18 protein-coding genes, 1 tRNA gene and 1 pseudogene are annotated in these 25,442 nt (G+C 60.6%); 4 read left to right on the plus strand and 16 right to left on the minus strand.

What is annotated here, in order from left to right; genetic code table 11:
• Positions 1-60 precede the first annotated feature (60 nt).
• The 3 genes from ACOYW2_RS28985 to ACOYW2_RS28995 are packed head-to-tail and all read left to right on the plus strand — an operon-like array spanning position 61 to position 1,908.
• On the plus strand, positions 61-1,452 hold the full coding sequence (locus ACOYW2_RS28985) for an ArsA family ATPase (RefSeq protein WP_482771101.1): 1,392 nt from the start codon (positions 61-63) through the stop codon (positions 1,450-1,452).
• A 4-nt stretch (positions 1,453-1,456) separates the two neighbouring features.
• Positions 1,457-1,624 carry an ArsA-related P-loop ATPase gene (locus tag ACOYW2_RS28990; protein ID WP_482421072.1) on the plus strand — a complete coding sequence of 56 codons (168 nt, stop codon included), beginning with the start codon at positions 1,457-1,459 and terminating at the stop codon, positions 1,622-1,624.
• A complete protein-coding gene (locus tag ACOYW2_RS28995; RefSeq protein WP_482768860.1) occupies positions 1,621-1,908 on the plus strand; it encodes an ArsA-related P-loop ATPase in 288 nt (95 codons plus the stop codon). Before ACOYW2_RS28990 ends, ACOYW2_RS28995 begins: the two co-directional genes overlap by 4 nt.
• 42 nt (positions 1,909-1,950) lie before the next feature.
• On the opposite strand, the pseudogene arsB reads toward ACOYW2_RS28995, so the two are convergent.
• The 11 genes and pseudogenes from arsB to hisS all read right to left on the minus strand — a co-directional run.
• Positions 1,951-2,937: pseudogene (gene arsB, locus ACOYW2_RS29000) on the minus strand (ACR3 family arsenite efflux transporter); the annotation flags it as partial.
• Between the two features lie 194 nt (positions 2,938-3,131).
• Positions 3,132-3,317: a thioredoxin family protein gene (locus ACOYW2_RS29005; protein ID WP_482771102.1), complete on the minus strand. Its 186-nt coding sequence runs from the start codon at positions 3,315-3,317 to the stop codon at positions 3,132-3,134.
• Between the two features lie 5 nt (positions 3,318-3,322).
• Positions 3,323-3,640 carry a hypothetical protein gene (locus tag ACOYW2_RS29010; protein WP_482421075.1) on the minus strand — a complete coding sequence of 106 codons (318 nt, stop codon included), beginning with the start codon at positions 3,638-3,640 and terminating at the stop codon, positions 3,323-3,325.
• 14 nt (positions 3,641-3,654) lie between these two features.
• The gene (locus ACOYW2_RS29015) at positions 3,655-3,882 is read right to left on the minus strand and encodes a permease (RefSeq protein ID WP_482421076.1); all 228 of its coding nucleotides are present in this window, start codon (positions 3,880-3,882) and stop codon (positions 3,655-3,657) included.
• A gap of 103 nt (positions 3,883-3,985) precedes the next feature.
• A complete protein-coding gene (locus ACOYW2_RS29020; protein WP_482768861.1) occupies positions 3,986-4,771 on the minus strand; it encodes a permease in 786 nt (261 codons plus the stop codon).
• Positions 4,772-5,227: 456 nt separating this feature from the next.
• The gene (locus ACOYW2_RS29025) at positions 5,228-9,082 is read right to left on the minus strand and encodes a response regulator (RefSeq protein WP_482768862.1); all 3,855 of its coding nucleotides are present in this window, start codon (positions 9,080-9,082) and stop codon (positions 5,228-5,230) included.
• An 87-nt stretch (positions 9,083-9,169) separates the two neighbouring features.
• Positions 9,170-10,333, minus strand: coding sequence for a response regulator (locus ACOYW2_RS29030; RefSeq protein WP_482771103.1), 1,164 nt, complete (start codon positions 10,331-10,333; stop codon positions 9,170-9,172).
• Entirely contained in the window at positions 10,216-13,074 is a 2,859-nt protein-coding gene (locus ACOYW2_RS29035) for a histidine kinase dimerization/phospho-acceptor domain-containing protein (protein ID WP_482768863.1), read from the minus strand. The genes ACOYW2_RS29030 and ACOYW2_RS29035 overlap by 118 nt, the downstream gene beginning before the upstream one ends.
• 379 nt (positions 13,075-13,453) lie before the next feature.
• Positions 13,454-13,529, minus strand: a tRNA-Asn gene (locus tag ACOYW2_RS29040).
• A 132-nt stretch (positions 13,530-13,661) separates the two neighbouring features.
• The gene (gene aspS / locus ACOYW2_RS29045) at positions 13,662-15,446 is read right to left on the minus strand and encodes an aspartate--tRNA ligase (protein WP_482768864.1); all 1,785 of its coding nucleotides are present in this window, start codon (positions 15,444-15,446) and stop codon (positions 13,662-13,664) included.
• A 32-nt stretch (positions 15,447-15,478) separates the two neighbouring features.
• Entirely contained in the window at positions 15,479-16,732 is a 1,254-nt protein-coding gene (gene hisS / locus ACOYW2_RS29050; protein ID WP_482768865.1) for a histidine--tRNA ligase, read from the minus strand.
• A 498-nt stretch (positions 16,733-17,230) separates the two neighbouring features.
• On the opposite strand from hisS, the gene ACOYW2_RS29055 reads away from it, so the two are divergent.
• Positions 17,231-18,103 (plus strand): Rossmann-like and DUF2520 domain-containing protein, encoded by an 873-nt coding sequence (locus tag ACOYW2_RS29055; protein WP_482768866.1) that lies wholly within the window; start codon positions 17,231-17,233, stop codon positions 18,101-18,103.
• A gap of 22 nt (positions 18,104-18,125) precedes the next feature.
• Here ACOYW2_RS29055 and ACOYW2_RS29060 read toward each other — a convergent pair whose 3' ends face one another.
• From ACOYW2_RS29060 to ACOYW2_RS29080, 5 genes are all read right to left on the minus strand, one after another.
• The gene (locus ACOYW2_RS29060) at positions 18,126-18,794 is read right to left on the minus strand and encodes a helix-turn-helix transcriptional regulator (protein WP_482414640.1); all 669 of its coding nucleotides are present in this window, start codon (positions 18,792-18,794) and stop codon (positions 18,126-18,128) included.
• Positions 18,795-19,212: 418 nt separating this feature from the next.
• The gene (locus ACOYW2_RS29065) at positions 19,213-20,559 is read right to left on the minus strand and encodes a sodium-dependent transporter (protein ID WP_482768867.1); all 1,347 of its coding nucleotides are present in this window, start codon (positions 20,557-20,559) and stop codon (positions 19,213-19,215) included.
• 261 nt (positions 20,560-20,820) lie between these two features.
• Complete coding sequence (locus ACOYW2_RS29070) at positions 20,821-22,203, minus strand: tryptophanase (protein WP_482414642.1); 1,383 nt, start codon at positions 22,201-22,203, stop codon at positions 20,821-20,823.
• Between the two features lie 61 nt (positions 22,204-22,264).
• A complete protein-coding gene (locus ACOYW2_RS29075) occupies positions 22,265-22,648 on the minus strand; it encodes a RidA family protein (protein WP_482414643.1) in 384 nt (127 codons plus the stop codon).
• 345 nt (positions 22,649-22,993) lie between these two features.
• On the minus strand, positions 22,994-25,435 hold the full coding sequence (locus ACOYW2_RS29080; RefSeq protein ID WP_482768868.1) for an insulinase family protein: 2,442 nt from the start codon (positions 25,433-25,435) through the stop codon (positions 22,994-22,996).
• Positions 25,436-25,442: the final 7 nt, after the last annotated feature.

The following is a 25,442-nucleotide window of genomic DNA, read 5'->3' on the forward strand; positions in this document are numbered from 1 at the left end:
TATGAACCCGCGCAGAGGACGCGTTATCCCATCAAACCCGACTACCTCCATAACCCTGACCTGAAACTTCTTCTCTTCGGCGGAAAAGGCGGTGTGGGCAAGACCACCTTGTCTGCGGCTGCCGCCATCTCTCTTGCCGAAGCCCGTCCAACCTCCAGGGTCCTCCTGCTTTCCACGGACCCTGCCCATTCCCTCTCCGATTGCCTGGACATGGACGTCTCCCATGACATGACCCCGGTGCCCCTGAACGGGCAGGGGAACCTGTTTGCCCGCCAGTTGTGCGCGGAGACGCTGGCAAACCGCTTCAGGGAGCGCAACGGTGAGATCCTTAAGACCATCGCCGAGAGGGGGACCTATTTTGACCGGGAGGACATCTCCGGGTTTTTCGCCCTGTCCATGCCTGGCCTGGACGAGGTGATGGCCGTCCTTGAGGTGGCAGATCTCCTGGCCGAGGGGGCGTGTGACCTCCTGATTCTGGACACGGCCCCCACCGGGCATACCTTGCGCCTTCTGGCCCTTCCGGAGCACATGCGCACGTGGATTCGGGTGATGGATTTGATGCTGCACAAGCATCGTTACATGGCATCGGTCTTTTCCGGGAAGAGGTACACCAAGGATCGGTGTGACCGGTTCCTTGAGAGCCTGGGCCGGGATATCGAGGCGGTGGGAACGCTCTTCAGGAACGGTCACCGTACCCGATTTGTGCCGGTGATGACCCCGGAGCTTATGAGTTTCCGTGAGACCGAGCGGCTGGTGCAGCATCTCGAAGCCGACCATATCCCGTGTCGGGAGATCCTCGTGAACCGGGTGGACCCGTCAGGCAATGGGGAGAACCGGCCCGGGATCGTTGGGGAGATCCAGGCGCGGTTCCGCCGGTATGACCTGGTCCTGGTGACAAAGGAGGGGGCAGAGGTGAAAGGGCTCCCCGGCCTGAAGGCCCTGGGGGCCCGCATTGAATGTGAGGTGTGTGAGCCTGGGGCTGCTTCACCGGAGCCTTGGGATAAAGACAAGGCCCCGGACCACGCAACGGAATCGACCCTTTCGGGACTCTGTGACTCTGCGGTGTGTCGGTTTCTTCGCTATGGGGTGGCCGCCGATCTGGAGGTCATTGTGGTGGGGGGCAAGGGCGGCGTGGGGAAAACCACGGTGGCGGCATCCCTGGCGGTTCAGCTGGCCGATTGCTTCAAGGGAAAACGCTTTTTGATTGTCTCAACGGACCCGGCCCACTCGTTGTCCGATGCCTATCATACGCCCATCGGGGACCGGGTCACGCCCATAACGGAGAACCTCTCGGCGTATGAGATCAATGCAGATGGGCTGTTTGAGCGTTTCAAGGAGGGGTACCGAAAAGAGATCCAGACGCTCTTCAAGCGGTTTGCAGGGCGGGGCATGGACATCGCCTTTGACCGGGAGGTGATGGCAGAAACTCCTCTCCCGGCCTCCTGTCGATGAGATCATGGCCCTGGATGCGGTGATGGATGCCAGGGGGGACGGCGCCCACGACATCCTGATCCTGGACGGCTCCCCCACCGGCCACCTGCTTAGATTCCTGGAAATGCCCGGCCTGGTGAGGGAGTGGCTCAAGGCCTTTTTTGCGGTGCTGAGGAATATTATGGGGCGGTGAAACTGACCGCCACCAACGGGTCCCTCCACCTGTCCCGCCGTGTCCGGAGGATGCAGGGGGCGCTGCAGGACAGGGACAGGACCGCCTTTGTCTGCGTGACCCTGCCTGAAAGCATGGTCCTGGCCGAGACGGAACGTCTGGTGGCATCCGTGGCCCGGGCCGGGATCTCCTGCCGGCACCTTGTGGTCAACCGGGTAACGCAACAAGATGAGCTGGAGGCCGCCTGCTCCCGGTTTTCCCGGCTAGAGGTCACCGGGATTCCCGAGGAACAAAACGACCGGTAGCTTGTGACGTGCCCGGGTAAAGGGCTTGACCCGTCGTATCCGTTATTCCAGGACGTTGCCGGGAAACGGGGCCTCATCCTTCGGGGTCCCGTCGGTTTCAGGGTACCAGGATTTCTTCAACCACAAAGCGGCATTCACGAGGCCGATGAGGACGGGCACCTCCACCAGGGGGCCGATGACAGCGGCGAAGGCCTGTCCCGAATCGAGTCCGAAGACAGCAACGGCAACGGCAATGGCCAGCTCGAAGTTATTGGAGGCGGCCGTAAAGGATAAGGTGGTCGCCTGCCCGTACGTGGCTTTGGCTTTCAGGGAGAGCCAGAACGATACGAAGAACATGGCCACGAAATAGATGCACAGGGGAATAGCCACGCGTACCACGTCCATGGGGAGCTGGACAATGTACTCACCCTTGAGGGAGAACATGACGAAGATGGTGAAGAGCAGCGCCACAAGGGTCAGGGGGCTGATCCTGGGGATGAATTCGTCTTCGTAACGGTCCGCACCGATGGTTTTGAGACCAATGAACCGGGAGAGCATTCCGGCGATGAAGGGGATGCCCAGGTAGATGAAGACGCTTTCGGCGATCTGGCCCATGGAGATGTCGACGGCCATGCCTTCATGGCCGAGGAGCCCCGGCAGAACGGTGATAAAGAGCCAGGCATACAAAGGGAAGAAGAGCACCTGAAACACCGAGTTGAAGGCCACGAGCCCCGCGCAGTACTCGGTGTCTCCCCCGGCCAGGTCGTTCCAGACAATGACCATGGCGATGCAGCGGGCCAGCCCGATCAGGATGAGCCCCACCATATACTCCTGGTGCCCGGACAAGAAGGCCATGGCAAGGAGAAACATGAGAACGGGGCCGATGACCCAGTTCTGGACAAGGGAGAGGGCGAGGACCCGTGTGTTTTTGAACACCAGGCCCAGCTTTTCGTATTTCACCTTGGCCAGGGGCGGGTACATCATGAGAATGAGGCCCACGGCAATGGGAATGTTGGTGGTTCCGACGGAAAATCGGGTGATGATGCTTTGGGACCTCGGGAAGGAGCCTACCCCCTTCCATCCCCACGGCCATGGTCAGGAAGATCCAGAAGGTGAGGTATCGGTCAAAGAAAGAGAGTCGTTTGATGGTGGACTCAGACATGGGACATACTCCATTTGTTTCAAACAAGGGTTTTGTGAAGCCCGGGGACAACGCCCCGGGTTTTCTTTCGGGAAGCCTTTCCTTAGCCTCCGGCTGAGGCCTCTGTGACCCAGGCCGTCAGGTTGGTCTTGGAAGGCACCTTGCCCACGGCTTTGACCTCCCGGTTGATGATGAGGGCAGGGGTGCCCATGACCCCGTAGGATGCAATCTCCGTGAGGTCCCGGACATGGGTCGAAAGCCGCTTGCAGACCCCGGCTCCGGTCATCACTTGGCTCAATCGTACGATCGCTCCAGGCGTTCGCATTGGGGGCACCCCGGGCCCAGGACCTTGATCTCAACCAGCCCTGCGGGCACGGCGTCGTCTTCCGGTGCGCCGATGTGCCGGAGGTAGGCTCTGTGAAAGGCTTTCTCATAGGTGGGGGCGGCCGCCGGGGCGATGTAGTTTTTTGCCGAGAGTTTTTCAAGGAGAACACGTCCCGCCGCGGTGTCGGGGGTGCCGTTAAATTTCTCCGCTGCCTCGGCAAGGGCCTCTTTGAGGCCCCGGATGCCGATGGTGTTTTTACCGACGCGTAGTTTCGTGATGTGATCCATGCTGATCCCCCGTGCTATGCGATGATGAGGTTGAAGAGGTATCCCACCAGGAGGATGCCGGTGCCCACCACCCCGATGAAGGTGGCGATCAATCTGGGTTTGAGAACCTTCCTGAGGATGATGATCTCGGGAAGGGAGAGGGCGATGACCGACATCATGAAAGCCAGGACGGTCCCTAGGGCCGCGCCCTTGCCCAGGAGGGCCTGGACAATGGGGATGATACCGGCGGCGTTGGAGTACATGGCACACCGCCCCGAAGAACCGACAGGGGCACGGACCACCAGGCCGACTTGCCCATGAACCCGGCCATGATCCCTTCGGGGACGTAGCCGTGGATGCCGGCTCCTACGGCGATGCCCAGGATGACATAGAGCCAGACTTTTCCGAGGATTTCCCCCACGGCTTCGACGCCGGAGCCGATTCCCCCAGGCCCAGGTCTTCAGCCATGGGCCCGGCTCCTGCCTGGATCTCGTGGACCCAGGACTCCAGGTGGCCTTCCATCTTAAGCTTGCCGATGACCCACCCGGCGGTCATGGCAATGGCCAGGCCGGTGCCAAGGTAAAGGGCCGCCACCTTCCATCCGAAGAGGCCGTACAGGAGAACCAGGGCGATTTCGTTGACCATGGGAGCGGCAATAAGAAAGGAGAAGGTCGCCCCAAGGGGGACACCGGTGGTGACGAAGCCCAGGAAAAGGGGGACGGCGGAACAGGAGCAGAAGGGGGTGACAATGCCCAGCAGGGCCGCCAGGATGTTTCCGGTGAAGGCCCCTTTTCCTGCCAGCATGGCCCGGGTTTTTTCCGGGGTAAAAAACGAGCGGACAATGCCCACGGCAAAGACCACCAGGGTAAGGAGCATAAGTACCTTGGGCACTTCGTAGATGAAGAAGGCAAGGGCGCTTCCCAGGTGGCTTTCCCGCGAAAAGCCCGTCATGGCCGATAAAAATGCCGTGATGGCCTCGGCCAGGGGGGTCAGGTTCAGGTAAACCACAAACCAGAGGGCGATGCCCAGGGCGCTTGCCGTGATCATGGCAGGTGTCTTTGATTTTTCTTCTCCGGTGGCAGACGCGGTGTCACGGCCGGTTGCCTCTTTTTTGCATGGGCACGGCGTGCCGGTCAGGAGCTGGTGGGTCATGATTGATATCCTTTTTGTGTCTCTGTGAAACTATATATCGCCATTTAGCGATTTAAAAAGCTGGATGGCTGCCTGTGGGGAGAAAGGGACAGGCCGGTCATCTCTCATGGTACGAAGGTTCTACATAAATCGTTATTTGTGAATATAGCTATTTGGTTGACGCTGTCAAGGGGTTTGAGCCCATGTGGGGGACTTTTTTATGTTTTTCCATGCGTTGAACCGGCAGACCAAACAAAAAAACCCCGAAGGCTTAAGCCTTCGGGGTTTTTATATATCGGCTCTGTCCGAAACGGACAGTTGTTTTTGGCTCCCCAGCACGGATTTGAGAATTTGCGACCCAGCGGGTCACAAACGATTTGCCTCTGCCGACTGAGCTACTGGGGATCAGTCAAAAGACTCGGACTATTTAGTGTGATTTGCCGGTGGTGTCAATAGAAAAATGCATGCCCATGCCCTTTAGCTGTCCAGGACCTTCCGGACCTTGGCGGCAAGGTCCTCTGAGGTAAAGGGTTTCTGGATAAACGAGGTGCCGTTGTCGAGGACACCCCGGCGGCTGATGACGTTGTCTGTGTACCCGGATACGTACAATACCTTCAAGGCCGGGGCCAAGGTCACCAGGTGGTCGGCCACCTCCTTGCCGCTCATGCCAGGCATGATGACGTCGGTGACCAGGATGTGGATGGCCCCGGTGTGGCCCTTGAAGCGTGTGATGGCCTCTTCGCCGTGACCTGCTTCCAAAACGGTATAGCCCTTTGCGGCCAGGATGCGCCGGGCGGTCCGCCGGACGCTCTCTTCGTCTTCCACCAGCAGGATGGTCTCGGTGCCCCGGGAGCTGGGTTTGGGGGCCGGGTCCCGGGGTGGTGACGGGCAGCTGGTCGACTCGTCGTCAACCCGGGGCAGGCAGACCCGGAAGCATGTTCCTTGCCCCGGCTTGCTCCGGACCCGGATGTTCCCCTGGCTCTGTTTGACGATGCCGTAGACGGTGGAAAGCCCGAGGCCCGTTCCTTTGCCGTTTTCCTTGGTGGTGAAAAAAGGGTCGAAGATGTGGGCCTGCGTCTTTTCGTCCATGCCGTCTCCGGTATCGGTCAAGGCGAGCATCACCATGGGCTCCGGCGGCCTGGTGTCGGGACCGTCGGGCCCTGTATCGGTGGTGACGTTGCGGGTCTCGATGGTGAGGGTTCCTCCGCGGGGCATGGCGTCCCGGGCGTTGACGACCAGGTTGGCGATGATCTGCTCGATTTTACTCTCGTCTGCCCGGGTGTTGCCGAGGTCCGGTGTGAGGCGTTTTACGAGTTTGATGTCTTCTCCGATGACGCGGGAGAGCATTTTTTCCATGCGGGTGACCACCGTGTTCAGGTTCAGGCAGGTGAGCCGCATGGGCTGCCTGCGGCCGAAGGCAAGGAGCTGCCGGGTGAGGCGGGCGCATCGATCAGCCGCTTCCTGGATTTCACGGATATCCTCGTGCATGGGCTCTCCCGGGGAGAGGTCGCTGAGGAGCATGTCGCTCACCGCCAGGATGGGGGTCAGGGCGTTGTTGAAGTCATGGGCCACCCCACCGGCCAGCCGTCCGATGGCCTCCATTTTCATGGCCTGGTGGAGCTGCTCTTCCAGTTTTTTGTGCTTGGTGATGTCCTGGAATGTGCCGGTCAGTTTTTCGACCTTGCCCGCAGGGCCTGCGGCACGGCCCGTGACGCGGGCCTGGAGGTTCCGGCCCCCCGCCGTGGTGACGTGGAGCTCGAGATCAAAGGGGGTGGCTGTTTCCCGGCAGGAGGCAAGGGCTTGTTCCATGGCAGGCCTGGATGCGGTGTCGCAAAAGGCCAGGGCTTCGGCAAGGGTCACTGATTTGCCCTCGGGGATCTCGTGGATGCGGTAGGTCTCTCGGGTCCAGCGCATGGCTCGGGTGGACAGGTCCAGCTCCCAGCCGCCCACCTTGGCCATGGCCCCCATTTCGTTGAGCAGGGTTTCGCTCTCCCTTAAGGCCCCTTCCACGCGGCTTTTGGCAAGGGCGATGCCGATGCTGGTGCCCAGGCCTTCAAGGAAATGGATCATCTCCCGGTTGAAACAGCCGGGGCGGGAGTCCCCCAGGTGGAGCAGGCCCAGGATCTGTTCATCAGCCTTCAGGGGGATCAGGGCCACCGACTGAAACCCCTGGGTGCTGCAGAGGTTTCTGGGGCAGGCTTCCTGTATGGCTGAGGGGGCGGATTGGCCCCAGGTTTCGGTGCTGTTGGTCGAGCTTCCCCTGTCGGTGACGGGGCAGGGGCGCTGCGCTCCCTGAGAGCACGCGGCCGCAGAGACCTTCCACAAGAGGGCCTCTCCCTTGTTGTCTCGGAGGGCACTTCCGTCGGCGCCCCGCCTGCACAGGAGGGTTTCGGTCTGGATAAAATGCTCGGGGAACCCCTGGGTGTGTCCGTAGGGACTCTCGTCGCCGTCCCGCAGCCGGATGCCCAGGGCTTCCACATGGGTGCTGCGACGGATGATGGAAAGGATCTCGTCCAGAAAGTCCGGTGAGTGCTCCTTGCGGTTGAGCAGTTCCAGCACATCCCGGGCCAGCCTGTCCCGGCTTCGGGCACGCCGTGCCTCCAGCATGGTCCCCAACCGCCGGGCCAGGTTGTCGATGAGTTCCCTCTCTTCCTTCAGGAAAGGGCCCTCGTCCAGGGACGGGCACTCTTTGAGGACAAAGACCTCCACCTGGCCCACCTTCTCACCCGACACCAGGATTTCTGCGGAGAGGGTCCAGGGCGTTTCCCGGAAGCCCGCGCTGGTGAAGCGTTGGCGGTGGCAGGTGATGCGGGCGCAGGTGAGTTCCGGGTAGAACCAGCCTGCGGGAATGAGGGAGACCACCTCCTGCAGCACCTCCCTGACCGGTGCGGTGGAGTCCGCCGCGAGCCGGGACACCTCGTAGAGGCAATGGAGCTCCTTGACCCGTTCGGTAAGGGCCCGCGTCTTCATCATGAGGGCTGCCTCCGATGCTTTGAGTTCGCCGATGTCGTGGCTTGATCCCACGATGCCGATGGGGATACCTGCGTCATCCCTTACCACGGCAAAGGTGGCCGACGCCCAGGCCGAAGAGCCGTCTTTTTTCGTGAACTCGATCTCCATGGTGATGGAGAGTTTTTTCCGGGGGTCGATGAGGTTTTCCGGGGTGATGGTGGTGTTGTACGCCTCCATCACCCGACGGTAGGAGTCCGGGGTCATCTGTTTTGACAGGGGCAGGCCTTTGAGCTCTTCTGTGGTGTACCCGCGGCTGCGTGCGGCGCTGATCCAGATGGGGTACAGGTTCATGTCCATGAGCCAGATCACGTCCCGCATGTTGTCCAGGACCATGCGAAGTCGGAGCTCTTTTTCGATGGTGTGCAAGGCAAAGGCGAGGTCTCCCCCGGCTTCCTCCAGGAGACTCAGTTCGTGCAGGTCGCTTGCCAGCTGGCGCGGCATGGCCAGGGTCATGAGACCGTAGACCCTGTCGGCATGCTCCAGCCGGATGGTGATGGAGGCGTGGTCGCGGCCCTTACCGGACAGGGGGCAGTCGGCGCAGTCTGCGTGGGGGAGGCACGTGAGAACAGGGGTCGGCTGGATCAGGGCTTTTTCATAGCATCGGGACAATGTGCCGGCTTTGAGGTTGTCCAGAAACGGGGGGAAATCGTTGCCAAGGCCGGTCTCCGCCGCGGTTTCCAGTTTTCCCGAGGCATCCAGAAGGGTGATGAAGGCAAAGTGGAAGCCCCGGGTCTCGATGAGTTTTCGGCAGGCGTCCCGGATGAGGCGGGCGGGTTTTTTTTCCCGGACGATGAGCTGGTTGACGTGGCGGATGCCCAGGAGCACGGAGTTGAGGTGGCTGAGCTGGAGGGTGCGCGCTTCCACCATCTTCTCAAGCTGCCTTCGGTGGGTGTCGAGTTCCAGCAGGGTGCGGACTTTCCCGATGAGGATGGCCGGGTCAACGGGCTTGACGATGTAGTCGATGCACCCGGCCTCATACCCCTTGAATGCCTGGTGCTCATCGGCTGTGGCGGCGGTGTTGAAGATAATGGGGAGCACCCGGGTTCGCTCCTCTCCCCTGAGGATTGCCGCCAGCTCGTAACCGTCCATGCCCGGCATCTTTACATCCACGACGGCCACGGCAAAATCGTTGTCCAGGGTGGCCACAAGGGCCTGGTTGCCGCTTGAGGCTTCGATGATCTCCACATCCAGGCAGGTGAGGGTCTTCCTGAGGGCAATGAGGTTCTCCTGCTTGTCGTCGACAATGAGGATTTTCTGCCTGTGCGCCCAGGAGCAGGGTTCCGTGGGGGCGGGGCTGGGGGTGTCCGTGGTGTGTGTCATCTAGGTCTGCCGGAACGTTTCCCATGAGCGTTGACTGGGTGTCGGTTTGTGCCTTTTCGTCAGCAGAGGCGCTTGATGGGTTCCTTACTATCGGTGAAGCCACACGCGCATCATGGAGATGAGGCGGTGGGGGTCCACGGGTTTGGGCATGTAGTCGCTGGCACCGCTGGCAAGGCATTTGGTGCGGTCCTCTTTCATGGCCTTGGCGGTGAGGGCGATGATGGGCAGGTTCCGGAAGGCCTCTTGGGCGCGGATTCTCCTGATGGTTTCAAACCCGTCCATCACGGGCATCATGACATCCATGAGCACCAGGTGCAGGTCGGGCTCCCGGGACAGGACCTTCAGGGCCCGTTCCCCGTTGTCTGCCTTCAGGGGAATCATGCCCCTCTCCCGCAGGAGTTTGGAGAGGGCAAAGGTGGCGCGCATGTCGTCGTCGACAATGAGCACCTTTTTGTCCCGCAAAAGGGCATCGGTGTCGTGGAGGTTGGTGATGATCTGTTTTTGCCGGTCCGGCATGCGGCTCACCACCTGGTGGAGGAACAGGGAGACTTCGTCCAGGAGTCTTTCCTGGGAGCGGACGTCCTTTACGATGATGGCATCGGCGTGTTCCCGGATGCCCATCTCCTGTTCGACGGTGAGGTTTCGGGCCGTGTAGATGATCACCGGCGGGAGGGGCACCCCCTCGGCGCGGAGGGCGCGCAGGAGCTCCAGGCCGTCCATGTCCGGCAGGCCCAGGTCGAGGATGATGCAGTGGAACTGCCTGGCCCGAAGGGCGTCCATGGCCTCAGAGGCCGAGGTCGCTTCCGTGGTGCGCACCCCTTCACATCCGATGAGCCCCACCACGCTTTGGCGTGTCTCCCGATTGTCGTCCACCACCAGGACGTGCTTGGGACGTTGGGCCGTCATCTCCTCCAGGGTGGAAAAGGTCTTCTCCAGGGCTTCGGTGCTCATGGGCTTGGTGGCGTGCCCCACGGCTCCCAGGCGGAGGGATTCCGCTGCTGCGTCGTGGGCGGAGATGATGTGCACCGGGATGTGGCGGGTGCGAAGGTCTTCTTTTAAGGCGGTGAGCACCGCCCACCCATCCATCCCCGGAAGGGTGATGTCCAGGAGCACGGCGCAGGGCAGGTGCGTTTTCAGCAGTGCCAAGCCCTCCTCTCCGGATGGGGCGGCCAGGCACTTAAACCCTTTGTCCCTGCATGTGGTGCAGAGGTGCCGGGCAAAGACGGGGTCGTCTTCAATGACGAGGATGATCCTGTCCTCCGAGTCCAGGGCCTCCCGGTCGTCCTGTATCGGTGAGGGGGCGGTGCCGGGGGACGGGGTCGGTTCCGGGACGGGCTGCCTGGACGGCAGGGAGACGGGGAGGAAAAGGGTGAAGGTGGCTCCCTTGCCCGGCTGGCTGGTGAGCTGTATTTCGCCCCCCAGGAGGGTCGCGAGCTTTCGGCGATGGATAGTTGCAGTCCGGCGCCCCCGCAATGCCGTGTGGTGGTTCCGTCGGCTTGTTGAAAGGCGTCGAAGATGATTTTCTGGCGGCTCTCTTCGATGCCGATACCCGTGTCGGTTACGGACAGGGCCAGGGTGGTCTGGGGCGTGAGCTTTGATTGAAGGAGCCGGACGCCTTCGGGGCAGGGGTTGGCGGTGAGGGTGACACGCCCCGATGCCGTGAACTTGATGGCATTGGCCATGAGGTTGTTGATGATCTGGTCCAGGCGCTTTCGGTCCGTGACGATGTGCGTCGGGGCTTCCGGTGAGACTGATGTCACGAGTTCGAGGTTTTTTTCTCTTGCCAGGTGCCGGAACCCGGCCTGGACATCGGACGTGAACTCTTTGAGATCCACGGTGACCGGGGCCAGCTCCATGCGCCCGGCCTCGATTTTGGAGAGGTCGAGGATGTCGTTGATGAGGTTGAGCAGGTCTGTGCCGCTGGCGTGGATGACCTCGGCTGATTCCACCTGCCCGGGTGTCAGGGTCTCCTCCTTGTTGTCTGCAAGGGATCGGGCCAGGAGCAGCAGGCTGTTCAAGGGGGTGCGGAGTTCATGGGACATGTTGGCCAGAAACTCCGATTTGTAGGAACTGGCCAGGGCCAGGGCTTCGGCCTTCTCTTCGGTCTCTCTTTTAACGGCAAGCATCTCCCGGGCCTGGCACTGGAGGAGTTCGTTTTTCTCTTCCAGCTCTTCGTTGATGGCTTTGAGCTCTTCCTGCTGCTCTTTGAGCCTCTCTTCTGAGCGCAACAGGGTCGATGCCTGCCCTTCCAGCTCTTCGTTGGACTGGCGAAGCTCCTCCTGCTGGGCCCGGAGCTCTTCCGACAGCTTTTCAGACTTTTCCAGGGAGAGGGCAAGCCGTGTCCGGCCCTGGGTGTTTTCCACGGCCAGGGCGATGCTGCCTGTCACCAGGTCCAGGAACTGGGATTGGGACTCCGAAAAGGTGGTGAGGGTGCCGAGCTCCAGAACCGCTTTGACCTGGTCGTTGCGGATCACGGGTTTGATGCACAGGGTGGTGGGGGCTGTCGTGCCCAGGCCCGACTCGATTGTGATATAGCCTTCAGGGACCTGGGTGAGGATGATCTCCTCTTTTTCCAGGGCAGCCTGGCCCACGAGCCCTTCGCCGGGGCGGTAGGCGGATGCCAGGTGCTTGCGCCGCTTGTGGGCGTAGCTGGCCACCAGGCGCAGGGTCCCGGTCTCGTCGGCCAGATAGATCAGGCCGGTGACGGCGCCTAAATACTTGCAGAGAAAGGTGATGATCCGGCGGCAGAGGGCCTCGGGGTCCGACTCGCTCTGCATGAGGTGGGAGAGTTGTGTCTGGCCGGTTTTCAGCTCATTTTGGTCTTCCAGGGCCCGGGCCGTTTTTTTGCGGTCGGTGATGTCCCAGAAGCTTTCGATGATACCCCCGAAAGTTCCGTCGGGTTTTTCAAGGCGCATGGCGTTGAGGAGGTAAAAGGCCTGGGTGCCGTCGGGGTGTTTTTTTTCCACCTCGGTGTGGATGTGGGTGGTGGCCCCTGACTTCATCTGGGTGAGGGGGCAGGCGTCTGTGTGGCACAGGGGGCCGCCGAAGGATTCGTAGCATTTCACAGGGCCGGGTCCCGGGGGGGCGCCTCCGGCCAGGGCCGCCAGGGTGTCGTTGGCCTGGACCTGGTTGAACTGGCTGTCCACCATGCGTTTGCCGTCCACCCCCACATGGAAGAGGGTGTCCAGCTCGGCATGGGTGCGGAGCATCTCCTGTTCTGTTTTGCGGTAGGCCACAAGGGCCAGGAGAAAGGCGATGAGGTACCCGGAAAACCGCAGGAGGTGCCAGAACCACCAGCCCGCCTTCCAGGAGGTGGTAACGGAGAACAACATGCCGGATATGCCGAACAAAAGGGCCAGAAGCAGGAAGAGGAGCTCTTCCTGCTGCCTGGTTCGGTTGTAGTTCACCGCAAAGTTGAGGGCGGCCATGAGGATAAGAAGGCCCCCTGCAAGGGCCGTGATGTCGGCGGGGGAGAGGCCTGGTGAGCCTGCCTGGGGGAGCGTCTGGCCCTGGGGCCAGGTGGTGATGAGCGTGCCTGCGGTCACCGAGGCGAGCAGGGTTGCGTTGGCTGCCACCAGCACCGTGGTCCGGGAGAGGGGGCGGTCGGGGAACCAGACCAGGGCGAAAAAGAGGCCGCCTGTCAATACGGAGAGGCTTCGAAACCAGATGAAGGCCCGGCCCTCGGGGGTGCAGCTGTGGAAGATGTCGAAGACGGCCATGGCAATGAGGGCCAGGGCGATCCACATCCTTCGGGTGGTGGTTTTTTCCTGGCTCAGGAGGAGGAGGGCGGCCAGCACCAGGCCGAGGGTGGCCCCGGCCACTTCCAGGGAGGTGTGGAGGGGCTGGGAGACGAGACGCCAGTCCGGGTAGCGGGTGCCGATGAACAGAGTGCCCATGAGAGGGATCGCACCGCCGAGTCCCAGGGCCGTGGACAGCCACTGGCCGGAGTGGGGGCGTTGCTCAATGAAAAATTCCCGTGTGGAGCGGGCCATGGCCTATCTCCTTGGGGTGACGCGGCCGCCAAAGGCGATGGGCAGATCAGCAGGTTGAGACCGCCCGCGTCGTTCAATTGTCGGGTTGTGTTTGTTTTTGCCAGGCCCACGGGGGTTCCCACGGAAACCGAGGCGGGCCTTTCAAGGGGCTTTGCTGTGGTATGCCGTGGTGTCCGGTGAGCCTCTGCTAAGGGGGGAAAGGAAATGCTCTCCTTTTATACCATATCGTGTTCCGCCAAGGAATGGTCATGTGTGGTGTATTGAAACGTTTTTTCAGGTGGTTATCGATTTGGTGGGCAAAAGGGCACAAAAAAACCCCGAAGACTTAAGCCTTCGAGGTTTTTTATATCGGCGCTGTCTGAAACAGACAGTTGCTTTTTGGCTCCCCAGCACGGATTTGAACCGCGGACCCAGTGGTTAACAGCCACTTGCTCTGCCGACTGAGCTACTGGGGATCAGTCAAAAGACTCAGACTATTTAGCCCGAACTCCGGGCGGTGTCAATTAAAAAACAGGGCGAGGACCCTGTTTTTTTTGCCCCCGGCACCGGCGGGAAACCGGTGTCGGGGGTATCTGACTTGAATTGCTCTACGATTCGATTTTTTTGATCCGAAGGGCCAATTCGTTGAGCTGTGCCATGCCCGCCTCGGAAGGGGCGTCGGTGAGCATGCAGGAGGCCTTCTGGGTTTTGGGGAAGGCGATGACGTCCCGGATGGAGGGCATGCCGCACAGGATCATCACCAGGCGGTCCAGGCCGAAGGCGATGCCGCCGTGGGGAGGCGCACCGGATTCCAGGGCGTTTAAGAGGAAGCCGAACTTCTCCTCGTACTCTTCCTTGTCCATGCCCAGGGCCGAGAACATGCGTTCCTGGATGGCACGGTCATGGATACGGATGCTGCCGCCACCGATCTCGGAGCCGTTGAGAACCAGGTCGTAGGCCCTGGAACGCAGCTTCAAAGGATCGGTCTCGATGTGCTCGTAATCCTCCTCCAGGGGTGCGGTGAAGGGGTGGTGCAGGGACTGGTAGCGTTTTTCCGTCTCTTCTCCGGATCGAAGAGGAAGCTGGCCACCCACAAAGCGGAACTCGTCCTTGTTGATGAGGCCCAGCTTTTCGGCCAGGTGGTTTCGCAGGTTGCCCAGGGACTCGTTGACCACCTTGGGCTGGTCCGCCACAAAGAAGATGAGGTCGCCGGGCTCCATGTCGATGCGCTCGGCAAGGGCCTTCTTCTCGTCGTCGGTGAAGAACTTGGCGATGGGGGACTGCCACTCGTTTTCCTTAACCTTGATCCAGGCCAGGCCCTTGGCGCGGTAGATGGAGACGAACTTGGTGAGATCGTCGATCTCCTTGCGGGAGAAGTCGATGCAGCCCTTGGCGTTGAGGGCCTTGACCATGCCGCCTTTCTTGACCACGTCGGCAAAGACCTTGAAGCCGGAGGTTTCCACGATGGTGGAGACGTCCTTGAGTTCCATGTCGAAGCGCAGGTCGGGTTTGTCCAGGCCGTAGCGGTCCATGGCGTCAGCGTAGAGCAGGTGCTCAAAGGGGGGCTCAAGGTCCACACCCAGCACCTCTTTAAAGACGCTTGAGACCATGCCTTCGGCAATGGACATGATCTCTTTTTCCCCCACAAAGCTCAGCTCCATGTCGATCTGGGTGAACTCAGGCTGGCGGTCGGCGCGCAGGTCCTCGTCGCGGAAGCACTTGACGATCTGGTAGTAGCGGTCGAAGCCGCTCATCATCAGGAGCTGCTTGAAGAGCTGGGGCGACTGGGGCAGGGCGTAGAAGAGGCCCTGGTTAACGCGGCTGGGCACCAGGTAGTCCCGGGCGCCTTCCGGGGTGCTTTTGGTGAGGAAGGGGGTCTCGATGTCGAGGAATCCCTTGCCGCTGAGGTAGTTCCGAACCGCCTGGGTGGTCTGGTGCCGGGCGATGATGTTTTTCTGGTACTTGGGACGCCGCAGGTCGATGTGGCGGTTCTTAAGGCGGATGTTTTCACCCACCTCGATGTCGTCTTCGACGGCGAAGGGCGGGGTCACGGCGCGGTTTAAGATGCGCAGCTCGTCCACGTTCACCTCGATGGCGCCGGTGACCATTTTGTCGTTGACCATGTCTGCGGGGCGCGCGGCCACGGTGCCCCGGACGCCGAGGACGAATTCGCTCCTGACGGCGTGGGCTTTTTCATGGACCTCGGTGTTCACCTCGGGGCTGAAGACCACCTGGGCAATGCCGCTTCGGTCTCTCAAGTCCACGAAAATGACGCCGCCGTGGTCCCGCCGGGTCTGTACCCAGCCCATAAGGACCACTTCTTCTCCCACGTGGGCGGTGGTTAAGTCGCAGCAGTTGTGGGTTCGTCTCATATCACCAAGTAGATCTGTCAATGCCCTGACTCCTTTGTGCTTTCTGATATCGTTTAGTTGAATCGGTCGACCAGTGTCTCCACCAGCCCATCCAGGGGAAGATCCCACTGCTCTTTGGTGGCCATGTTCCTCAGGGCGGCCACGCCCCTGTCCAGCTCATCGTCGCCCACCATGAGGACATGGGCTGCGTTCAGCTTATCGGCCCGCTTCATGTGGCTTTTGAGGCTGCGCCCCGCAAAATCGGCCTCGCAGAAGACGCCGTTGGCGGCCAACTGCATGGCCCAGGTGGCCGCTTTTTCCGTGGCCGCATCGCCTAAGGGGGCGATGTAAAGGGTGGGGCCGTCCGCTTCGATGGTCTGCTGCATGGCCACGATCTCCGCCAGTCGGTCAAAGCCGATGGCAAATCCGATGGCGGGTATTTCCGGCCCGCCCAGGGCCTTGACCAGCCCGTCGTATCGCCCGCCGCCGGCCACGGCGTTCTGGGCGCCCAGGGAGGTGGTGAGCACCTCAAAGGCGGTGCGGGTGTAGTAGTCGAGGCCGCGCACCAGGCGGGTGTCCACCTCATAGTCCACCCCGTTTTCCGTGAGCACGGCCTTGACGGTCTCAAAGTGCTCGCGGCAGTCGTCGCAGAGGTGGTCGAGGATGGAGGGCGCTCCTTCCACGGCCTCGCGGCAGGACGGGACCTTGCAGTCCAGGACCCTTAAGGGGTTCTTCTCACTTCGCCTGAGGCAGTTCTCGCAGAGGCTCTCTTTCTTGGCGTCGAGGAGGTCCTTGAGGGCCTTCTGGAAGTTGGGACGGCAGCAGGGGCAGCCCAGGGAGTTGATGTGGGCCTTGACGTCCCTGGCCTTGAGTTTTTCCAGCAGGGTGGCCAGCATGAAGATGAGCTGGGCGTCGAGGTACGGGGAGTCGATCCCGAACACCTCGGCGTCGATCTGGTAAAACTGGCGGTAGCGCCCTTTCTGGGGGCGTTCCCTGCGGAACATCGGGCCGATGGTGTAGAACTTTCGGATGGGGTCCTTGGCGTACATCTTGTGCTGGATGTAGGACCGGACCACCGATGCGGTGGCTTCGGGACGCAGGGTCACGTGCCCCCGTTTGCCGTCCTCAAAGGTGTACATCTCCTTTTCCACAATATCGGTGGTGTCGCCGATGCTTCGGGAAAAGAGCTCCGATTTTTCCACGATGGGAAGGCGGAGTTCCTGGAACCCGAAGTTTTCAAATGTCTCTTTGGCTGCGCGTTCGATGGTCTGCCACACTTCGATTTCACCGGGCAGAACATCTTTGAATCCTTTGATAAGCTGTATCATGTGCTGTGCTTAAACCGCCTTCGTACCTGCGTTTTGAAGTTCAAAAGAAAAAGCCGGCCCCGTGTGCGGCGCTCCGGGATGGGGTCGGTGCCCCCTGCCGCATGCACGAAAGTGCCGCCCTTAAAAAGACCGTGGGAGTCTCGGATACTGGCAGGTAAGGCGCCCGGGGCAGCCATGGGGCTGCGGGCGGTGTCCGGATGATTCCCAGTGATTTTTCAAGCGGTTGCGCCGTCCCGTGTGCATGGAGGGGTGCAAATCAACCCCTACTTGTATCGCAACAGGTAATTGCCGGGCTGAAGATGAATGTTTTTTAGATGGCGTTACCGGGAAATGAATTGAGTTTTTCCCGGAGCTGCAGTATGCATGAACATTGTTGGCCCAGCCGGAAGTTCTGTGGTTGAACAGGGTTGGGCCTTGCATCCGCGATGCAGGAAAGGGCGTTGGGCCTGCAGGGGCCGGTGCGCTCCAATGAAAAGCTGGAAAGAAGGGGGAGTAGACGTGAAAGCAAGATGTGCAGTGGTGGGATGTGGACGAGTGGGAACCAGCCTGGTGATCCATCTGGACCGTGTGGGATACCCCCTGTGCGGGGTGGCGAGCCGCAGCGCCGAGTCGGCGGAGAAGGCGGCGGGCCTGGTTTCCGGGACCCCGTATTCGACGGACCCGGTGGCCGTGACCCGGGACGCCGATCTGGTCTTTATCACCACGCCGGACGACACCATCACCGAGGTGGCCGAGGCCATTGCCGCGGCCGGAGGGTTCAAACATGGCGCCACCGTCCTTCACTGCAGCGGCTCACTGCCGTCCACCATCATGGAGAAGGCCAGACTTGCCGGGGCCCGTATCGGATCCATGCACCCCCTGCAGAGCTTTGCCGGGGCCGACCGGGAGATCAACCCCTTTGAGGGCATCATCATGTCCGTTGAAGGGGACGCGCCGTCTGTTGAGCTTGCCCTGGGCCTTGCAGCGGACCTGGGGGCCAGGGGCCTTACCATCGAGACCCGGGCCAAGACCATGTACCACGCCGCAGCCGTGGTGGCCTCCAATTGCTTTGTCACCGTCCAGGACATGGCCTGGCAGTTCATCGGTGATGCCGGGGTTTCGGAAGAGGACGCCTGGAGCGTGCTTGGGCCCTTGATCGAAGGGACCATGGCCAACATCCGGAAGGTCGGCCCGGTGGCGGCCCTCACCGGGCCTGTTGCCAGGGGCGACGTGGACACCATCGGCACCCACCTGGATAAGATCGCGGAGATGAAGCCGGGCCTTGCCGCCCTTTACAAGGCGTTGTGCCTCCACACCGTGGACATGGCCAGCCGCAAGGGGACCCTCACCCCGGAGGCCGAAGAGGCGCTGGTGCGCCGGTTGACATCCTGATGAACAGGGGCAGGGCGCACGGCTACAGCTTGCTCAAGTACCTGTAGATGGTGGGCTCCGAGCACCCGAGCTGTTTGGCCACGGTGCGCACCGCGCCCTTGAGTTTGAAGATCCCTTTCTGGTTCAGGATGTCCACGATGTCGATGCGGTCGTCCTGGACCAGTCGGTCGATGGAGGTGTTGTGCTTGTTCAGGTAGCCCTGGATGACGGCATCCGTCTCTTCAATGGCCGAGTCGTAGAACCGTTCCCCTGCATTGTTGACAAGGGAATCCACCGATTCGTAGGCGTTGTTGCTCTCGATGAGCATGTCCGGGTGGCAGAGCTTCAGGATCTGCTCGCTGATGTTTTTGTAGCGGCGGTCATCGAAGTTGATGCAGAGAAGGCCCACGATGTTTTTGTTGTCGTCGCGGATGAACATGGTGGAGGACCTCAGGATGCGATGATCCTTAGAGACCCCGTTGTAATTGATCTTGTATTTTTTTTCGCTGAAGCTTTCGTTGGAGATGACCTCCAGGCCGAAGTCGGTCAGGGGGGCCCCCACGGTTCGCTGGCTGATATGCCCGTTGGCGATGGCCACGATGGAGTTGATGTGATCCTCCGTGTCGTGGAGGACCACTTCGAAATCGGGGCCCAGGGCTTTTCCCAGAAATTCCACGATCAGGCTGTACTGGCGTTTTAAGGCGTCGTTCATGGTCTTTTGTCTTTCAAGATATGTTGGGTGCGTTTACCGGCCACCGTGGAAAGGGGGGAATGGCCCCGGAGCATGGTCTCGGATCCGTTTTCAGCATGACGGCAGCATGGCTTTAACGCTTGCGAAACGCCGGTGCCTGGCATGTCTTCGTGTTTTCCTGTACCTCGGGCTTCGGGCCGATACGGCCTGGTTCCCGAAAGGGCCCCCTCGCCCCTCAGCTGGTGTCGGACTGCACGTTGTTGCGTGAATGATACCCTTTTGTACTTATACCACCGCCGGTAAGGATGCAATGCGTAACTGGGCTTAAACGCCGGGAAGACCCCGGAAAATAAAGGGGCTTTGCAACTCCGGCGTAAAAAAAATCCCGTAACCCACACTTGGGTTACGGGATGGGATCAGCAGGCGATGGCCATGGGGTTTACCCGATGCCTCCGTAAACGATGCCCAGGATGTAGACGATGATGGTGGCTCCGCAGAAGCCGTATTTCGTCATGGGCTCGAACCAGGCGCCGATGGTTTTGTCCCGGCCGGTCTGGGCCTGCTCCCTGGCAAAGCCCGGGCCGCAGACCCAGAAGAACATGATGCCCGCCAGAAGGGCTCCTAAGGGGATGAGATAGATGGAGACGATGTCCATCCAGGTGCTCAAGGTGGCCCCGTTTTCCAGGATCAGCCCCACGGTGCCGCTGATGAGGGCGATGATGACGATGGCCGCGACCCGTGAGATCTTGAGTCGCTGCTGAAGGGCCTCCACCGGCGTTTCAAACAGGTTCATCAGGGAACTGACGCCGGCAAAGAGGACCGCCACAAAGAAAACGATGGAGAAGAGCGTGCCGCACGGCATCATCTTGAACACGTTGGGCATGGTGATGAACATCAAGGGAGGACCGGCCGTGACATCAAGCTTGAAGGCAAAGACGGCCGGGATGATGACCACGGCGGCCAGCAGGGCGGCCAGGGTGTCGAAGATGGCCACGTTCTTGGCGCAGCCCACCACGTCTTCGCTCTTTTTGAGGTAACTGCCGTAGACCACGGTGCCGGATCCGGCCAGGGAGAGGGAGAAGAAGGCCTGTCCCAGGGCGTAGACCCATGTTTTGGGGTCTTTTAAAAGGTCCCACTTGGCCACAAAGAGATACCGGTAGCCTTCCCCGGACCCCGGGAGGGTGAAGACCCGGATGGCCAGCAGGATAAAGAGAATAAAAAAGCCGGGCATCATGACCTTGTTGACCTTTTCGATGCCGTTGGAGATACCCAGGATCATGACGGCAAAGGTGAGGGCAAGGCCGAGGAGGTGCCAACTGACGCTGCCCATGGGCCCTGCGATCTGCCCGAAATAGGCGCCGCAGTCCGGGGCACTGGTGACGGCTCCGGTGAAGGAGCCCACGGTGAACCGGAGGATCCAGCCCACCACCACCGCGTAACCGATGGCAATGCTCAGTGAGCCTGAGCAACTCGGACGATGCCGAAGACTTCGCCTGGGTTGGAACCCGCGACGCTCACACGCCTTTTTGAAGGCGCCTAAGGGGCCGGTGCCCATGGCCCTGCCGAAGGACATCTCTCCGATGACGCCGAAGAGGCCGATGATGACAATAAATAGAATGTAAGGGATGAGAAAGGCGGCTCCGCCGAATTGCCCGAGCCGATAAGGAAACAGCCAAATATTTGCCATCCCCACTGCAGAACCGATGCAGGCGAGGATGAATCCAACTCTCGAATCAAAGTTATCCCTGTCGACGGGATCCGTATTGATCTTCTTTTGTTCAGACACAGCTTCACTCCTTCAAAAAACACCAGAAAAAAAATCAAAGAGAGAGCTTCCGGAAAGATACAGCTGCATTGCTGCTTTTCCGGAACATAATCTGCGGTCGACATCCATGGGTGGAACGGTCATCCCATGGATGTGTTGTTCAAAAACAAGACAAAAGGTTGGTACACGTTTGTAGGGGGTGTCCGCAAGGCGTTGGGCTGATTTTTGCCCGGATACTAGACTGTAGGCAGCCCCGAAGGGCTGCAGGTATGTGGAGGTGGACTATTTTACGGGTTCAAGGTGAGCCTGGAAGTGACGCAGGACGGGGGGCTCCCAGGTGATGCGGTAGCCTTTGACCTGGTCGGCCCGTTTTTTGATCTCGATGAGGGCGTCGGCCATGATGTCGATGTGGGCCTGGGTGTATACGCGGCGGGCGATGGCAAAGCGGGTGAACTCAAAGTTGGCTTCGAGCTGCTTGCCGGTGTCCGGGTCGTTGCCCAGCATGTAGGAGCCGATGTCGCAGGTTCGGATGCCGGCCTCGATGTAGAGTTCGATGGCCAGGGCCTGGCCCGGGAACTCATTGTAGGGGATGTGGGGGAACAGCGCCTTGGCGTCTACGAAGACACCGTGGCCGCCCACAGGGGACTGGTAGGCGATGCCGGCGTCGTCCAGGCGGGAGGCAAGGTACTCCATCTGGCCGATGCGGTACCTGAGGTAGTCCTCGTCGAGACCTTCGTAGAGGCCGATGGCCAGGGCTTCGAGGTCACGGCCGGAGAGACCGCCGTAGGTGGTGAAGCCTTCAAAGGAGATGGTGCGTCCCTTGCACGCGGTGAAGAGCTCTTCGTCATCCTTGACGCCGAACAGGCCGCCCATGTTGACGATGGTGTCTTTTTTGGCGCTCATGGTGAAGCTGTCCGCGTAGCTGAACATCTCGTTGATGATCTCTTTGATGGACTTGTCGGCGTACCCTTCTTCGCGCTGTTTGATGAAGTAGGCGTTTTCCGCGTAGCGGGCGGCGTCGATGTTGAGCTTGATGCCGTATTTTTTACAGATGGCTGCGGTCTCTTTGACGTTGGCCATGGAGACAGGCTGACCCCCTGCGGAGTTGTTGGTGACGGTCATGATGACCAGGGCTACGTTCTCGGGGCCGTATTCCTTAATTAAGGATTCGAGCCGCTCAACATCCATGTTGCCTTTAAAAGGAGCTCGTTTGGAGGGCTCGTTGGCGATGGGAACCACACAGTCCACAGCGCGTGCCCCGGCAAGTTCCACGTGGGCGCGGGTGGTGTCGAAGTGCATGTTGGAGATGGAGTACTGGCCCTCTCCCATCATCACGCCGAAGAGTACTTTTTCCGCGGCACGGCCCTGGTGCACAGGCTGGATGTACTTGTAGCCGGTGATGTCCCGGGCGGCGTCGAGGAGCTTGTAGTAGCTTGAGCTGCCTGCGTAGGCTTCGTCACCGCGCATGACGCCGGCCCACTGCTCCTGGCTCATGGCGTTGGTGCCGCTGTCGGTGAGCAGGTCGATGTAGACATCTTCGCCCTTGAGGTTGAAGGTGTTGTATTTCGCCTCGGCGATTTTCTGCACCCTCTCTTCGCGGGTGAGCATTTTAATGGTTTCGACCATTTTGATTCGGAAGGGTTCGGCGACGTATTTGATTGCCATGATGTTAGCCTCCAATGTATCTGATTTTATATGAATCGTAAGAGATAGAGATGTCCGGTGCCTAACCGACGACCGCGATGGCTTCAATTTCGACCAGGGCGTCCTTGGGAAGTCGTGCCACTTCGACGGCCGATCGTGCCGGGTAGTTGCCTTCCCCGAACATCTCTTGATAGACGGCGTTCATTTCGCTGAAATCGTCCATGCTGGACAGGAAGACGGTGGTCTTCACGACATGGCCCAGGGTCATGTTTTTGCATGCGAGGATTTCGGCGAGGTTCTGAAGGGATTGTCTTGTCTGGGAGGCGATGCCTCCTGCGGGAAACGCTCCGGTTTTCGGGTCGACCGGAAGCTGTCCTGAAACAAAGACAAGGTTGGGAGTCACGACGCCCTGGGAGTAGGGCCCGATGGCTGCCGGTGCTTTTTCTGTGAAAAGTGTCTCTTTCATGATCTATTCCTTAACTCGTGATTTCAATCATGACCGCTGTTGACTGATAGGGTTTTATAGTGAAAAAAAAATTATTGTCAAAGAAAATCTTTATTATCCGAGAATAAAATTTTGCGGAAAGTGGTTTGTGTATTCAAGTATCTATATTTAAATGGTAAAAAGCGTCTTGCGTAGAGTCTCTGTGATGAGAGAATGTGAGAAAGTTTTATTAAGTTTGGGGCGGTGTGGGGTGTTGGTCGGTTTGTTTGTGGTCCTGCGGGGTACGGACACGCACACCCTTGGGGGGTGTGTGTGTCGGAAGGGGAGGAGGGCAGGGGCGGTGCTTACGCCCCTGCCGGATTCGGATCAGATGGTGTGAATCTCGAGCTCCTTGTCCAGGCGGCCGGAGAGTCCCTTGAGCCTGTCGGCACCGGAGATAATCGCCACACTCGCCAGGTCGGCTTCGGGGGGGAAGTAGCGCGCGGCAGCGGCCCGGACCTTTTGGGCGTTCAAGGCCAGGAGTCCCTCTTTAAAGGCCTTGCGCGTGTCGTCGGAGAGGCCCACCAGCTCGCGGAAAAATCCTTTGCGCGCGGCAGCCGCCGGTGTCTCGGGGCGATCGATGGCGGCTGCGGCCTGGAGAATGGCCTCCTTGACGTCCTCGTCGGTGTAGTCGGTGCCGGTGATGTACCGGGCGGCGCCGTCGTATGCCGAAAGGGTTTTTACCACGTGGGGATCCCGGTAGGATCCCATGCTGAAGGTGCCCTCTTCGCTGCTGTAGGCTGCAAAGGCGCCGTAGGCCCCGCCCTTTTCCCGGATCTCCCGGTGGAGGTAGAGGGAGCGGAGGAGCCGGGCGATGATGGACAGGGCCGGTGCGTCCTCGTGCCCCATGGAGACCACGGGAAAGGAGGAGGCCACAAAGGAGACGGCGCTGTTGGTGGCCCACCCTTCGTGGACCGGGGTGCAGGTTGCCGGTACCGAGGCAAAGCTCAAGGGCGAGGAGCCCTCGGGCAGGGCCTGGGACAGGGCAAGCTGATCGGCCTCTGCCCGGGCCAGGGTGGCTTCGTCTCCGGCCAGGGCGCAGCGCAGGTTGCCCCGGTTGAGGAAGGCGTCGCCGATGCGGGCGAGCTGGTCGCCGATGCGGGCCAGCTGCTCTTCGGAGGCGTCCCCGCGTACCAGGTCCTCGGTGATCTCTTTGATGTACCGGATCTGGCCGACACCGTTCCAGAGTTCCGAAAGGGCCAGGGAGTCGGTGAAGTTTCGGTTGGCAAGGGAGATGGCCAGGCTGTGGCCGTTCTGCACCACCGCGGCCTCTAAGGACGCCCGGTATTCCAACAGGAGGTTGCGGAGCCGTTTGAGGTCGGTGAACCGGTATTGGGTGAGGGTTTCGGTGAGAAGGTCGAACATGGCCCCCCGGTTCCTGGCAAGGCACTTGCTGTTGACGGCGATGAGGGGCAGGGCGGATCGGTTTTCGTCGTAACGCCTCCGGGAAGCCGGGGAGAGCCCCATGCCGCCGGTGTGGGCGGCAATGGCCCGGGCGAGCTCCTCGTAGTTCTTTTGGGCGGTGCCCACCTTCATGATGGCGGAGCAGAAGAAGGGGACCAGGGGCACCAGGTCGTCGTCAAGGCTGCCTGCCTCCAGCACGCCGGTGTAGTACAGAAGGGTGTTGGTGGCGCAGGGGTAGGTGAAGATGCGCTGGCCGTTCCTGCTTGCCGGGATGACCGAGTCGATGGTGGCCGGGATGTCGGAAAGCTCTAAGGTGGGCAGGCAGGAGATGTCCTCTTCTGCCTCCTGAAGGACCTTCAGGGCCCGGGCATCGGCGTTGATCTTCTTCTTTTCGTCCTCGGTGAGTTTTTGGGCGATGGCTTGCAGCCTGCTCGTCTCTTCCTCGGCCTGTCTGGCGGCCAGGGTGCTGTCCGGGGCCAGGGTGAAGCGGACCCGGTGGGGGTTCTCCAGCAGGCGCTCACGTATGAGGGATTCGAAGTAGCCCCCTTGCTTGACGGCATCCTTGATGGCGCTCAGGTCGTCATCCAAAAGGAGGAGCTTTTCGGGATCCCCGCCGTGGAACCAGCAGCCGGCAAGTCCCAGGAGGATCTTGATGCCGTAGGGGTACGGGGTGTTGGAGATTTCACGCCGCCTTATCTCCATCTGGTGGATGGCCGAGTCGATGAGGTCCGTGTCGATGCCGTCGTCGGCGATGCGCGCCAGTGAATCAAAGACCAGGGCCTCAATGGCGTTGGCGTCTTCAACGCGGGTCTCTTTGAGGCCGCAGCCAAAGGAAGCATCCCGGGCGTCGGAGTCAAAGCCCGTGGCGTCGCAGAGGGAGGAGCCGAGGTTCGAGTCGATGAGGGCCTTGCGCAAGGGCGCGGCCGCGTTGCCCAGGAGGATCTGGGAGAGGAGGCTGAAGGCCAGGGTCTCCCGGGTGTTGAGGATGTCGGTTACCAGCCAGACCAGGCTCACCTGGGCGCGGTTGTCCCGTCCCTCTTCCTCGTCGGCCGGGTAGTACTCCACCACCTTGCGGGGTGCGGTCCAGCGCCCCTGGGGTTCCACCGTGGTTTTGGGGTCGATTTTTTCGAAACGGGAGAGGACCTTTTCGCTGATGACCTTGAGGTGATCGGCCAGGGGAATGTCCCCATAGGTGAAAAAGTAGGCGTTGCTGGGGTGGTAGTGCCGGGCGTGGAAGGCCTTGAGCTCATCCCAGCTGAGGTCGGGAATGGCTTCGGGGTCCCCGCCGGAGTTGTTGGCGTAGGTGGTCTCGGGCATGAGCGCTTTGTTGAGGGCGCGTCCCAGCACCTGGTGGGGGGAGCTCATGGCTCCT

This window comes from Desulfoluna sp. CLI2B (genome assembly GCF_056847375.1).